This window comes from Actinomadura luzonensis, assembly GCF_022664455.2.
Classification (GTDB): Bacteria; Actinomycetota; Actinomycetes; order Streptosporangiales; family Streptosporangiaceae; genus Nonomuraea; species Nonomuraea luzonensis.
The window spans coordinates 2,895,536-2,908,365 of sequence record NZ_JAKRKC020000002.1; the positions used below are offsets into that span (position 1 = coordinate 2,895,536).

Sequence of the window (12,830 nt, forward strand, 5' to 3'; positions counted from 1 at the left end):
TCCGCTTTTTGGCGTTCTTTACCAGTGTCCGGATGCGGCCATTCGGTCACTCAGGGTAATAAAGGAGGCAGAAGCGGACCGATCTTGGGCGAGGGAGTCACTCGTGGAGCGCGGAGCGTATGGAACGGCCGGCCTGCTGGCCGTGGCCCTGCTGGTCGCGTGCTCGGCGTGCTCGGCGGGCGGCGACGGCAAGGACGGCACCGCCATGGCCGGCGGGGCCCGCGCGGCCTCGGTGGCGTTCACGCCGCAGGACAAGAGCGTGAACGTGCCCACCGACCAGACCGTGGTCGTCTCGGCCTACGGCGGGCGGCTGACCGGCGTGCGCGTGGACGGCGGCAAGGACGGCGCGCTGGCGGGCGAGCTCAGCTCCGACGGCACCCGCTGGCGCAGCACCGCCACGGCCCGCCCCGGCGCCTCCTACACGGTCACCGCCGTCACGGTGGACCCCGCGGGCAAGCGCAGCCAGTCCACCAGCACGTTCACGACCGTGAAGGGCAAGGGGACGTTCGACGTCAAGACCATCACCCCGAACAAGGACGACACGGGCCTGACGGTCGGCGTCGGCATGCCCATCATGATCGCCTTCGACAAGCCGATCACCGACCGCGTCGCCATCGAGCGCAACCTCGTCGTGCGCAGCACCAAGCCGGTCGAGGGCGCCTGGCACTGGTTCGACTCGACGCACGTGGACTTCCGGCCCCAGCAGTACTGGCCGGCCCACACGAAGGTGCGCCTGGAGGCCAGCCTGGCGGGCGTGCGCGGCGCCCCCGGCCTGTACGGCAAGCGCGACGTCCGGCTCGACTTCAAGGTCGGCCGCGCGCAGATCACCAAGGGCAGCACCGACGAGCACGTGCTCGTGGTGCGGCGCGACGGCCGGCGCATCAGGACGATGCCGATGAGCGCCGGCCAGGGCGGCCAGTGGAAGTACTACACCACCTCCGGCATCCACCTGGCGATGTCGCGGGAGCCGGTCACCGTCATGACCTCGCCCGGCATCGGCCCCGGCCAGGCCGGCTACTACCAGATGACCGTCTACAACACCGTGCGCATCTCCAACAGCGGCGAGTACGTCCACAGCGCGCCCTGGTCGGTCGGCTCGCAGGGCAACTCCAACGTCAGCCACGGCTGCGTGAACGTCAGCCCGGAGAACGCCGCCTGGTTCATCAAGAACACCCTGATCGGCGACCCGATCATCATCACCGGCACCCCGCGCAAGCTGGAGCCGACCAACGGGTGGGGCCACTGGCAGGAGAAGTGGCACGAGTGGCTGAAGTGGAGCTCGCTGAAGTCGGGCCCGACCATCACGTTCTGAGCACGAGAAAGGCGCGCCCCGGAAAGGGGGCGCGCCTTCGCCGCGCTCAGCAGGAGCCGCTGACCTCGACCCAGCGCTCCAGGACGGCCTTGGCGGCCCCTGAGTCGACCGCCTGGGCCGCGCGCTCGTAGCCGGCGTGCATGGACGCGTCCAGGTCGTCGCCGGGCCCCTCGTGGGCCACCAGGGCCGCGGCGGCGTTGAGCAGCACCGCGTCGCGCACCGGGCCGGTCTTGCCGCCCACCAGGTCGTGGACGGCCTGGGCGTTGAACGCCACGTCGCCGCCGCGCAGCGCGCCCACGTCCGCGCGCGGGATGCCGAGCACCCGCGGGTCGAAGGTGGTCTGCGTGGCCGCGCCGTCCCTGACCACCCACACCGTCGAGGTGGCGGCGATGGTCAGCTCGTCGAGGCCGTCGTCGCCGCGGAAGACCAGGGCCGAGACGCCGCGCTCGGCGAAGACGCCGGCCATCACCGGCAGCATGCGGGCGTCGTAGACGCCGATGGCCTGGGCGGAGGGCCGGGCGGGGTTGGTGAGCGGGCCGAGGAAGTTGAAGATCGTCGGGATGCCGATCTCCCTGCGGGTGGGCCCGGCGTAGCGCAGCGCGGGGTGGTAGACGGGGGCGAAGCAGAACGCGATGCCCGCCTCGCGCGCCACCCGCGCCGTCTGCTCGGGCGTGAGGTCCAGGCGGATGCCCAGGTGCTCCAGGACGTCGGCGGCCCCGCACGAGGACGAGGCGGCCCGGTTGCCGTGCTTGACCACGCGGGCGCCGGACGCGGCGGCCACGATCGCGGCCATCGTCGAGACGTTGACGGTGTGCGCGCGGTCGCCGCCGGTGCCGACGATGTCGACCACCGGCCCCTCGACGCTCAGCGGCGTGGCGAACTCCAGCATGGTGCGGGCCAGGCCCACGACCTCCGACACCGACTCGCCCTTGGCGCGCAGCGCGATCACGAACCCCGCGATCTGGGAGGGCGTCGCGGAGCCCGACATGATCTCCCGCATCGCCCAGGCCGTCTCGTCCGAGGTGAGGTGCTCGCCGGCGAGGAGAGCGGACAGCAGGGCGGGCCAGGTCGTCCGGGAGTCCATGGGCACCTACTTCGCGTTGAGTCGGGTGGAGGAGCGGCGGCGCATGAGGTCGGCCACCGTGTCGGCCAGCACCATGGGCTCCAGGGGCTGCGGGACGACGGCGTCGGCCTTGGACCAGTCGGCCAGCCAGCGGTCGTCGCGGCGGGCGATGAGCAGGCAGATCGGCGGGCAGTCGTAGACCTCGTCCTTGGCCTGGCGCGAGACGCCCATGCCGCCCGCGGGCTGGGTCTCGCCGTCGAGGACGGCCACGTCGATCTCGCCGGACCCCAGCCACTGGTGGACCTTGGGCTCGGTGGCGCACTCCACGACCTCGACGAAGGGCACGTCGGCCGCGGGCCGCCTGCCGATGGCCTGGATCACCTCTGCCCTCGTGGCGGCGTCGTCGCTGTAGACGAGGACCTTCATCGTGTCGTCGGTGCTGCCTGATGACGTCACTGTCGCGCTCACTATCGCTCGTAGCGGTATGGTCACCCTGGATCGTACCGGTGCGTCGGCGTGCAGACCCAGGCCGCCGCCCCTGCGGGGCGTTTTGCGGCAATTATCCCAGGTTGGATGCCGGTTTGTACCTGCTAACGGGGGGTCGTGCGCCGGACCGACCACCAGAGCCGCAATAATGCTGCCCGTGGCGACAGCATCCGCAATAACTTCGACGACGACAGCACAGCCGTTCCGCAGACCCAACCTGGTCAGCGTCGGGACGATCGTCTGGCTGTCCTCCGAGCTCATGTTCTTCGCGGCGCTGTTCGCGATGTACTTCACCATCCGGTCGGTGAGCATCGGCAAGGGCCTCGACTGGGCGCCCGCGCTCCTTCCGGCGGGCACGCACGCCGCCGAAGGCGCTCACCTGAACATCCCGTTCGCGACGGTCAACACGATCATCCTGGTGCTGTCAAGTGTGACGTGCCAGCTCGGCGTGTGGGCCGCGGAGAAGGGGCAGGTCGGCAAGCTCCGCTTCTGGTACATCGTCAGCTTCCTCATGGGCGCCGTCTTCGTCGCCGGGCAGCTGTACGAGTACATGGAGCTGGCGTCAGAGGGCGCGACCCTGTCCGCTAACGCCTACACCTCGGTGTTCTACCTGACGACGGGCTTCCACGGCCTGCACGTGACCGGTGGCCTGATCGCGTTCCTGTTCATGCTGGGACGCACGTACGCCGCGAAGCGCTTCACGCATGAGCAGGCCACCAGCGCCATCGTCGTGTCCTACTACTGGCACTTCGTCGACGTCGTCTGGATCGGTCTTTTCGCGACCATCTACATCATTCGGTAAGGAACGGGATCTCTGTGACTAGGATCACCGCTTGGCGGCGGCATCCCCTCGCGAGATACGCCGTCCTGATTTTGGCGTTGGCGCTGGTCGGGATGGTATACGCCGCCTTTGTCCAGGCGGGCAAGCCTGCCGACGCGGCACTGGCGGCGGGCAAGGTCGATGACGTGGCCGAGGGCAAGAGCCTGTTCGTCCAGCACTGCTCCAGCTGCCACGGCGTGAACGCGGAGGGCACCAACACCGCCCCCACGCTCATCGGCGTCGGCGCCGCGGCCGTCGACTTCCAGGTGAGCACCGGCCGCATGCCCGCGGCCAACCCCGGCCCCCAGGCCCCGCGCAAGCCGCAGGCCCCCTGGGTCAACGAGGAGACCACCCGCCAGCTGGCCGCCTACGTGCAGTCGCTCGGCGGCGGCCCGCAGGTGCCCGGCGCCGAGCAGGTCGACGCCAAGCAGGGCGACGCCGGCCGGGGCGGCGAGCTGTTCCGCGCCAACTGCATCCAGTGCCACAACTGGGTGGGCGCCGGCGGCGCGCTGACGCAGGGCAAGTACGCCCCCAACCTCAACTCGGCGTCCCCGACGCAGATCTACGAGGCGATGGTCACCGGCCCGCAGGCGATGCCGGTCTTCAACGACACCACGATCACGCCCGAAGAGAAGCGTGACATGATCGCCTACATCACCCAGGTCCGCGAGCAGAAGGACCCGGGCGGCTTCGGCCTGGGCCGCATTGGACCCGTGACCGAAGGTCTCGTAGCGTGGATCGTGGGTCTCAGCGCCCTCGCACTCGCCGCCATCTGGATCACCGCGAAGAAGCGACAGAAGTCATGACAGACAACGAGCACGAGATCGAGCAGCCGGACGAGCGTGTACCCAAGCGCGTCATCGGCACCCCCGCGCCGGGCACCTCGATGCTCGGCGCCGCGGAACCGGCGGACGCCGCCGGCAAGGACGTCCCCGGCGTGACGCTGCAGGACGAGGCGAAGGCCCGCAAGGCGGAGAAGATCGTGGCGCTGTGCTTCACGATCACCTTCCTCGCGGCCGTCGCGTTCATCATCTCCTACGTCGTGTTCCAGGTGGGCACGCCCGAGACGACGGGGGTGTCCAACCTCGCGCTGGGCAGCTCCCTGACCGTCGCCATCCTCGCGCTGGCCGTCGGCATCGTCGTCTGGGTCCGGATGATCATGCCGAAGTACGCGCTCATCCAGGAACGCCACGAGATGGCCTCGGCCGAGCCCGACCGCGAGATCGTGGCCGACACCTTCGTGCAGGGCGCCAACGAGAGCGGCTTCGTCAAGCGCAAGCTGCTGCGCCGCACCCTGCTGCTGGCCGCGGCCCCGCTGGGCCTGGTCCCGCTGGTGCTGCTGCGCGACCTGGACAACAGCAGGATGCCGGGCGCGAAGTTCAACAAGATGCTGCGCCACACCGTCTGGGGCGAGAAGAACAAGGAGGGCAAGCCGCTCAGGCTCGTCGTCGAGGGCACCGGCCAGCCCATCAGGGCCGCCGACTTCAACTCGCCCGGCGGCATCCTGTCGGTCGTCCCCGAGGGCTACGAGCACGACCTCAACGCCCTCGCCAAGGCCACGCTCATCCTGATCAAGTTCCGGCCGGAGGAGATCAAGGGCGGGGTCAACAAGAACTGGATCCACGACGGCATCGTCGCGTACTCCAAGATCTGCACCCACGTGGGCTGCCCGGCGGCCCTGTACGAGCAGAACACCCACCACATCCTCTGCCCGTGCCACCAGTCGACGTTCGACGCCGCCGACGGCGCGAAGGTCATCTTCGGCCCGGCCGCCCGGCCGCTGCCGCAGCTGCCGATCACCGTCGACGAGCAGGGCTACCTCATCGCCCAGAGCGACTTCCACGTGCCCGTCGGCCCCAGCTACTGGGAACGCGGCGACGCGGAGGCAGAGGCCAGGAAGGGGAGCCAGGCATGAGCGCCGGCGAACTGAACAACGTGCCCAAGGGCATCGCGGGGCCGTCGAGCTGGCTCGACGACCGGCTCGGCGGCGCCAACTTCCTCAAGCGCAACCTGCGCAAGATCTTCCCCGACCACTGGTCGTTCCTGCTGGGCGAGATCGCGCTCTACTCCTTCGTCATCCTGCTGCTGACCGGCACGTTCCTGACGCTCTGGTTCAAGCCCAGCATGATGGAGATCGCCTACGACGGCCCGTACGCGCCGCTCAAGGGCGTCATGATGTCCGAGGCCTACGCCTCGTCGCTGGAGATCAGCTTCGAGGTCCGGGGTGGTCTGCTCATCCGGCAGATGCACCACTGGGCGGCCCTGCTGTTCGTCGGCGGCATGATGATCCACATGCTGCGGGTGTTCTTCACCGGCGCCTACCGCAAGCCGCGTGAGATCAACTGGCTGATCGGCGTGCTGCTGCTGACGCTGGCCCTGTTCGAGGGCCTCACCGGCTACTCGCTGCCCGACGACCTGCTGTCCGGCGCCGGTCTGCGCATCACCGAGGGCGTGGCGATCTCGCTGCCGCTGGTCGGCACGTACATCACGTTCTTCCTGTTCGGCGGCGAGTATCCGGGCGAGGACGTCATCCCGCGCTTCTACTCGCTGCACATCCTGCTCATCCCGGGCATCCTGCTGGCGCTGGTCTCGGCCCACATGGTGCTCATGTGGGTGCAGAAGCACACGCAGATGCCGGGCAAGGGCCGCAAGAACACGAACGTGGTCGGCGCGCCGTTCTACCCGGCCTTCATGGCCAAGGCGGGCGCGTACTTCCTGTTCACGCTGGCCGTGGTCGCGGGCCTGGCGACGTTCACCCAGATCAACCCGATCTGGCTGTTCGGTCCCTACACCCCGGCCGACATCTCGGCCGGCTCGCAGCCCGACTTCTACATGGGCTTCCTGGAGGGCTCGCTGCGGCTCATGCCGCCGTGGGAGTGGAACATCTTCGGCACGGCCCACGCGGGCACGCTGCCGCTGAGCGTCATCATCCCGGCGCTGGTGCCGCTCGGCATCATCATGACGGGCCTGGCGCTCTACCCGTTCCTCGAACAGTGGGTGACCGGTGACCGGCGCGAGCACCACGTCGCCGACCGCCCGCGCAACAACCCGCACCGCACCTCCATCGGCATCTCGGCCATCACGTTCTACGGCCTGCTGTGGCTGCTCGGCGCGAACGACGAGATCGCGGCGAACTTCCACATCAGCCTCAACTGGACGACCTACATCGGCCGGGCGCTGATCTTCATCGGCCCGGCGCTGGCCTACCTGATCACCTACCGCATGTGCCTCGGCCTGCAGCGCTCCGACGCCGCGGTCATCTCGCACGGCGTGGAGTCGGGCGTCATCAAGCGGCTGCCGCACGGCGAGTTCATCGAGGTCCACACGCCTCCGGCGGACGACATCGAGGCCCACGTGCGCGGCAAGCAGCCGGTGCTGACGCTGCCGGTCCAGGAGGACTCCGCGGGCATCCCGCCGAAGGGCATGCGCGGGCCGCTCGGCCGGCTCCGCGCGCGGATGTCCCGGGCGTACGGCGGGGAGAAGATCCCGCTGGACGACGGGCACGGACACGGTCACGGGGACGGCGAGCACGCCGCCATCGGCTCCGGTGGCGACGACGACCGCAGCCTCACGCACTGACCGCTCCACATCGCGACGCCACACCGCGCGGGCCCGGGACGACCACACGGTCGCCCGGGCCCGCCGGTTTCCCAGCCCTGCCGGACCCCGTGGCGAGGCCCTCCGCGTCACGGCCGTTCCGGGCGAGCGGCCCCGCGCACACCGGGCGCTCTGCCGCACGGGCGGGTGAAGCCCCGGGTCGGGCGGCCCGCAGGCCATGGGGCCCGCAGAGGGCCGCCCGCGGATACGGGCGGTGCGGCGCAGGCAGGAGCCGGGGCGCTCGGGCACCCCGATGGTGCGGTGCAGCAGGGCCGCGTCGCGCGATCGCCCACGTCCGGGCGCGGCGCGAAGACAGCGGGCGCCTCGAAGCGGGCTCAGGGCCGCAGCGGGCACGCGACCGCAGCGGGCCCCGCCGCGTTCGGAAGCAGGTGCCGCCTCTGGGGCGGGCGGGCCGTGAGGCGGGTGGGCCGTCAGTCGGCCTCGGGGAAGCCGATGGAGAAGGCGGCGTCCAGGTCGTGCTTGGAGTACGCGCGGAAGGCGATGTGCGTCTCGGTGTGCAGCACGCCCTCGACCTTGTTGATCCGCCCCGGCACGACCTCGGCGATCTGCTCGTAGACCGGCACCCGGACCATGGCGAGCAGGTCGTACTCGCCGGTGATGGAGTAGACCTCGCTGACGCCGTCGATCTCGGCGATCGTCTCGGCGACCTCCGTGATGCGGTCTACCTCAGCATTGATGTGGACGATAGCCGTGACCATGGACCAACTCTATCGGTTCACCGCAAAGGTCGCCCCTCCCGCCCGCGTCCCTGGTCGAGGTGCCGGTAGGCGAGGTCGATGCGGGCCTTGTGCCGGGCGGCCCCCTGGGCGGGCAGGCTCCAGGTGCCGTCGACCTCCACCAGCCGCACCCCCGGCGACTCCAGCCACCGCAGGATGCACTCGGTCTCCTCGGCGCTGGCCGCGGGAACCGGCCCGGGCCCCGGCAGCACCGACTCCGCCGCGGCTGTGAGCGCCGCCACGAACGGCGTGGGGTGCGCCCCCTTGGGCAGCACCCCGGCCGCCGCCAGCCGCCCGTAGCGGACGACGTGGACGTCCCAGCCGCCCCCGAAGGCCGGGCTCGCCGCGACGAGCTGCGGGATGCGGGTGAGGGCGCTCAGCCGCTGCATGCGGGCCGCGGTGCGGACGAAGGAGGCCAGCCGGTCGCGGTCGACCGACGCCTCCTCGTAGCGCTGCTCGGCCGACAGCCGGTCCATGCGGGCCGACACGGCGCTGAAGACCGGCGTGGCGTCGAGGGTCATGGCGCGCCTGGCCGCCTCGACGTGCGCGGCGTACTCCTGCGGGCTCTCCCGGCCCTCGCACGGCGCGCCGCAGCGGCCCATCTCGTGCAGCACGCAGGCCGCCCGCCGGGTGCGCGGCCCGATCGGCTGCGTGCACTGGCGCAGCGGCACCGCCTCGTGCAGCGCGATGCGCGCGTCGTCGGCCAGGCGGGCGCTGCTGAACGGCCCGAGGTAGGTGGCCTCGTCGTCCTTGAGGTCGCGGACGATCGACAGCCGCGGGAACGGCTCGGCCGTGAGCTTGAGCCACACCATCTTCTCCGGGAAGCGGGAGCGGCGGTTGTAGCGCGGCTTGGCGCCGCCGATCAGGCGCAGCTCCCTGACCTCGGCCTCCAGCGCCGTCGCGCACACGATGTGGCGCACCCGCTCGGCGATGCCGATCATCTCGCGGATGCGCGGCCGGGTCTCGCCGGCGGTGAAGTAGGAGCGCACGCGGTTGCGCAGGTTGGTGCTCTTGCCGATGTAGAGCACCTCGCCCCGGTCGTCCTCGAACAGGTAGACGCCCGGCGCGTGCGGCACCGAGTCGGCCAGGTGGCGCTTGCGCTGCTGCTCGGGCGTCGGCGCGCGGACGAACGACTTCAGCTCCTCCAGCGTGTGCACCTGGAACGAGCCCGCCCGCTCGATGAGCCCGTGCAGCACGTCGACCGTGGCCCGCGCGTCCTGCAGGGCCCGGTGGCACGGCTCGACCGGGCTGCGGAAGAAGCGGGCCAGCGTGGCCAGCTTGGCGTTGGGCGTCTCGTCGCGGGTCAGCACCCGCCGGGCCAGGTCGACGGTGTCGAGCACCGGGTTGAGCGGGGCGGGGTAGCCGTGCGCGGCGCAGGCGGCCTTGACGAAGCGGGTGTCGAAGCTCGCGTTGTGGGCCACCAGCACCGACCCGCCGACGAACTCCAGGAAGCTCGGCAGCACCGCCTCGATCCGCGGCGCGGCCACCACCATGGCGTCGGTGATGCCCGTCAGCACCGAGATGAACGGCGGGATCGGCCCCCCGGGGTCGACCAGCGTGGAGAACTCGCCCAGCACCTCGCCCGCCCGCACCTTGACGGCCCCGATCTCGGTGATCGCGTCCTCGGCGGGCGAGCCGCCGGTCGTCTCCAGGTCGAACACGACGAACGTCACCTCGCTGAGCGGGGTGCCGAGCTCGTCGAGGGTGCCTTGTACCGCTTCCACGAATCAAGACCATAGAGAGACCGACCGACAGGATCGAATCACCAACCCTGTTGATCGTTGGTTACCCTTCCCTTTATGTCGGCGGGAAGACTCGCCGGCCGCTACTCCCTGCTGCGCCCGCTGGGCGCGGGCGGCATGGGGAAGGTGTGGCTGGCCAGGGACGAGATGCTCGACCGCGACGTCGCGGTCAAGGAGCTCACGCTGCCCGAGGGGACGTCGCCCAAGCAACGGGCCGACTCCGTCAAGCGCGCCGTGCGCGAGGCGCAGGCCACCGCGCGGCTGCGCCACCCCGGCATCGTCGCCCTGCACGACGTCGTGGTCGAGAACGACCGGCCGTGGCTGGTGATGGAGCTGCTGCGGGGCCGCACGCTGGGCGACACCGTCCGCGAGTTCGGCCCCATGCCGGCCGAGCACGCCGCCCGCATCGGCGCCGACGTGCTGGAGGCGCTGTCGGCCGCGCACGCCCAGGGCATGCAGCACCGCGACGTCAAGCCGGGCAACGTGTTCCTGACCGACAGCGGCCGGGTCGTGCTCACCGACTTCGGCATCGCCCGGCAGGAGGGGCAGGCCACGCTCACCGAGCAGGGGCTGATGATCGGCTCGCCCGGCTTCATCGCGCCCGAGCGGCTGGAGGGCCAGCCCGGCGGCCCGGCCAGCGACCTGTGGTCGCTCGGCGCCACCCTGTACGTCGCGGTCGCCGGCGTGCCCGCCTACGAGGGCTCGGCCGCCCAGCGGGTGCGCGCCACGCTGCTCAACCCGCCGCCGCTCGCGCCGGGGCCGCTCGGCCCGCTGATCGCCGCCATGATGGCGCAGCACCCGGCCGGCCGGCCCGACCCGCGCGTGGTCGTGCCCGCGCTGCGCCAGGTCGCCGCCGGCGGCCCGCTGCCGCAGCTCCCGTCCGACCACAGCGTGACCACGCCCGGCCGGGTCAGGAGGCGCGGCCGCGCGGTGCTGTGGGTCGCGCTGGCGGCGGTGCTCGTGGCGGCGCTGGCGGCCGGGGGCTACTTCGCGGTGCGCGGCCTGCCGGGGGACGGGTCGGCGCCCGCGGCGTTCACCGTCCCGATGGACGTGTGCAAGCTGATCGGCGCGGAGGAGGTGCGCCTGCTGCTGCGCACCGCCACCGCGCCCAGGCCGCAGCCCGGCTCCGACGAGGTCGGGCCCAAGTGCGGGTGGCCGATCTCCGGCACCGGCGTGGGCCTCCAGGTGCAGAAGGACTCCGACACCGTCGACCCGTGGTCGATGACCCCGGTCACGGCCCGCACGCTGTTCCAGAACCAGCGGCGCTACTGGGGCAAGTACACCAGCGTCGACTGGACCTGGCCGGAGATCGGCGTCAAGACCTCCAGGAAGGCCACGCTGACCCCCGTCCACCAGATCGGCGGCCTCGGCGAGGAGGCGTTCGGCTTCGAGCTGAAGGGCCCCACCGGCCGCGTGCACTCCGCGCACGTCTACTACCGGCTGGCCAACCTCGTGGTGAGCGTCGAGTACTCCACCCTGTCCGACCGGCCGACCGACGAGGACGTCCGGCAGGCGGCGCTGAAGGCCGCCCGGGCGAGCGAGCAGGCGTTGCGCCATGCCGCATGAGCTCTACCTGCTGGCCGGCCGCTACCGGCTCCTGGAGCGGCTCGGCCAGGGCGGCGCCGGCACGGTGTGGCGGGCCATCGACGAGATGCTCGACCGGCAGGTCGCGGTCAAGCAGGTACGCGTACCCGGCGGCCTGACCCCGCACCAGCACGCGCAGTTCGTCGAGCGCGCCATCCACGAGGCCCGCTCCGCCGGGCGGCTGCGCGACCCGGCCATCGTGCTCGTGCACGACGTCGTGCTGGAGGGCCACCAGCCGTGGATCATCATGGACCTGGTCACCGGCCGCTCCCTGGACAAGCTCATCAGGGAGCGGGGGCCGCTGCCGCCCGGCGCGGTGGCCAGGATCGGGCTGCAGGTGCTGTCGGCGCTGGAGGTCGCGCACGCCCACGGCGTGCTCCACCAGGACGTCAAGCCGGCCAACATCCTGCTCGACGCCGACGGCTCGGGCATGCTCACCGACTTCGGCATCGCGGCCCCCATGGGCGGCCCCGGCGACCGGCACGGCAGCGCCGGCTCGCCCGGCTACATGGCCCCCGAACGCCTCAACGAGCAGCCCTCGGGCGCCGCCTCCGACCTGTGGTCGCTCGGCGCGAGCCTGTACACGGCGGTGGAGGGGCGGGCGCCGTTCGAGCGCGACCTGCCCGCCGCGGTGGCGGCGGCGGTGCTGCTGCACGAGCCGCCGTTCCCGGCGCGGGCCGGGCGGCGGCTCGGCGGCCTGCTGATGGCGATGCTCGCCAAGGACCCTGCAGTACGCCCCACCGCGCCGCAGGTCAGGCAGGCCCTCACGGCCCTGCTCCAGGCCGGCCCCGAGCCGGCGGGCGGCCGCCGCCGGTGGCTGCTGCCCACCGTGCTCGCGGGCGTCGTGGCGCTGGGCGCGGGCGGCTGGTACGCCGCCTCCGCGCTCCGTCCCCGGCCCGAGACCGGCCGCTACGCCGCCGCCCCCGACCCCTGCACGCTGCTCACCGACGCGCAGGCCAGGCAGCTCACCAAGGGCACGCCGGTGCGCAGCGCGAGCCGGCCGGGGGAGTGCCAGTGGATCGTCCGCGACGAGCCGGGCCGCACGCTCACCGTCCGCGCCTGGGCGGAGAAGCCGGACGGCGACCTCGGCGGGCCGCAGGTGGCGCAGCGGCGCTTCGCCAGCGAGAAGGCCACCCGGGCGGCGGGCAAGGGCGCGGAGGGGCGCGACGTGCGCGGCGGGGTGTCCGACGTGCCGGGGGTGGGGGAGGCGGCGATCCTCCAGAACAGCTTCACGTTCTACATCAACACCAACAAAAGCGGCAGATCCGACAGCGTGCTGCTGTTCCGGGCGAGTAACCTGCTCGGCGAAGTGGTCTGGCACCGCGACGACGTGCCGGCCTCGAAGCCGGCGGACAAGGAGACGGCCGTCGCCGCGGCGCGCCTGGTGGCCGCGGCCGCCGGCGGATGAGCGTCCGCCGGCGTCGCAAGCATCTTGCAAGGGGCGTGACTAGCATGTTCTCCCGCAAGTCAGGGCAATCCCAGGAGTCCC

At 71.8% G+C, this 12,830-nt stretch carries 11 protein-coding genes; 7 read left to right on the forward strand and 4 right to left on the reverse strand.

From position 1 onward, the window contains the following. The first annotated feature begins 103 nt into the window (after positions 1-103). The gene (locus MF672_RS43805; protein ID WP_242381786.1) at positions 104-1,312 is read left to right on the forward strand and encodes a L,D-transpeptidase; all 1,209 of its coding nucleotides are present in this window, start codon (positions 104-106) and stop codon (positions 1,310-1,312) included. Between the two features lie 46 nt (positions 1,313-1,358). Here MF672_RS43805 and trpD read toward each other — a convergent pair whose 3' ends face one another. Next, the gene (gene trpD, locus MF672_RS43810; RefSeq protein WP_242381787.1) at positions 1,359-2,396 is read right to left on the reverse strand and encodes an anthranilate phosphoribosyltransferase; all 1,038 of its coding nucleotides are present in this window, start codon (positions 2,394-2,396) and stop codon (positions 1,359-1,361) included. Positions 2,397-2,402: 6 nt separating this feature from the next. Next, positions 2,403-2,801, reverse strand: coding sequence for a hypothetical protein (locus tag MF672_RS43815; protein ID WP_242381795.1), 399 nt, complete (start codon positions 2,799-2,801; stop codon positions 2,403-2,405). A 208-nt stretch (positions 2,802-3,009) separates the two neighbouring features. Between MF672_RS43815 and ctaE the strand changes: the two genes are divergently transcribed. Genes ctaE through qcrB form a run of 4 tightly spaced genes read left to right on the forward strand, consistent with a single transcriptional unit; the run spans position 3,010 to position 7,260 of the window. Further along, positions 3,010-3,663, forward strand: coding sequence for an aa3-type cytochrome oxidase subunit III (gene ctaE, locus MF672_RS43820; protein WP_302893378.1), 654 nt, complete (start codon positions 3,010-3,012; stop codon positions 3,661-3,663). 14 nt (positions 3,664-3,677) lie between these two features. After that, on the forward strand, positions 3,678-4,487 hold the full coding sequence (qcrC, locus tag MF672_RS43825; RefSeq protein WP_242381788.1) for a cytochrome bc1 complex diheme cytochrome c subunit: 810 nt from the start codon (positions 3,678-3,680) through the stop codon (positions 4,485-4,487). Further along, positions 4,484-5,596 carry a cytochrome bc1 complex Rieske iron-sulfur subunit gene (gene qcrA / locus MF672_RS43830; protein WP_242381789.1) on the forward strand — a complete coding sequence of 371 codons (1,113 nt, stop codon included), beginning with the start codon at positions 4,484-4,486 and terminating at the stop codon, positions 5,594-5,596. The genes qcrC and qcrA overlap by 4 nt, the downstream gene beginning before the upstream one ends. Then, positions 5,593-7,260 carry a cytochrome bc1 complex cytochrome b subunit gene (gene qcrB / locus MF672_RS43835; RefSeq protein ID WP_242381790.1) on the forward strand — a complete coding sequence of 556 codons (1,668 nt, stop codon included), beginning with the start codon at positions 5,593-5,595 and terminating at the stop codon, positions 7,258-7,260. Before qcrA ends, qcrB begins: the two co-directional genes overlap by 4 nt. A 449-nt stretch (positions 7,261-7,709) precedes the next feature. Here the strand turns inward: qcrB and MF672_RS43840 are convergent, their stop codons facing one another. Both MF672_RS43840 and MF672_RS43845 read right to left on the reverse strand, forming a co-directional pair. After that, positions 7,710-7,997, reverse strand: coding sequence for an Lrp/AsnC family transcriptional regulator (locus MF672_RS43840; RefSeq protein WP_242381791.1), 288 nt, complete (start codon positions 7,995-7,997; stop codon positions 7,710-7,712). 17 nt (positions 7,998-8,014) lie between these two features. Beyond that, positions 8,015-9,739 carry a DEDD exonuclease domain-containing protein gene (locus tag MF672_RS43845; RefSeq protein ID WP_242381792.1) on the reverse strand — a complete coding sequence of 575 codons (1,725 nt, stop codon included), beginning with the start codon at positions 9,737-9,739 and terminating at the stop codon, positions 8,015-8,017. A 75-nt stretch (positions 9,740-9,814) separates the two neighbouring features. On the opposite strand from MF672_RS43845, the gene MF672_RS43850 reads away from it, so the two are divergent. Then, positions 9,815-11,323 carry a serine/threonine-protein kinase gene (locus MF672_RS43850; protein ID WP_242381793.1) on the forward strand — a complete coding sequence of 503 codons (1,509 nt, stop codon included), beginning with the start codon at positions 9,815-9,817 and terminating at the stop codon, positions 11,321-11,323. Then, positions 11,313-12,749, forward strand: a complete 1,437-nt coding sequence (locus tag MF672_RS43855; protein WP_242381794.1) for a serine/threonine-protein kinase — start codon at positions 11,313-11,315, stop codon at positions 12,747-12,749. The genes MF672_RS43850 and MF672_RS43855 overlap by 11 nt, the downstream gene beginning before the upstream one ends. Positions 12,750-12,830 lie beyond the last annotated feature (81 nt).

Bases quoted from the DNA above. Each gene is read 5' to 3' on its own strand.
- MF672_RS43855 (WP_242381794.1), top strand. From the start codon at position 11,313: ATGCCGCATGAGCTCTACCTGCTGGCCGGCCGCTACCGGCTCCTGGAG.
- trpD (WP_242381787.1), bottom strand. From the start codon at position 2,396: ATGGACTCCCGGACGACCTGGCCCGCCCTGCTGTCCGCTCTCCTCGCC.
- MF672_RS43850 (WP_242381793.1), top strand. From the start codon at position 9,815: ATGTCGGCGGGAAGACTCGCCGGCCGCTACTCCCTGCTGCGCCCGCTG.
- MF672_RS43815 (WP_242381795.1), bottom strand. From the start codon at position 2,801: ATGAAGGTCCTCGTCTACAGCGACGACGCCGCCACGAGGGCAGAGGTG.
- qcrB (WP_242381790.1), top strand. From the start codon at position 5,593: ATGAGCGCCGGCGAACTGAACAACGTGCCCAAGGGCATCGCGGGGCCG.
- qcrA (WP_242381789.1), top strand. From the start codon at position 4,484: ATGACAGACAACGAGCACGAGATCGAGCAGCCGGACGAGCGTGTACCC.
- ctaE (WP_302893378.1), top strand. From the start codon at position 3,010: ATGCTGCCCGTGGCGACAGCATCCGCAATAACTTCGACGACGACAGCA.
- MF672_RS43840 (WP_242381791.1), bottom strand. From the start codon at position 7,997: ATGGTCACGGCTATCGTCCACATCAATGCTGAGGTAGACCGCATCACG.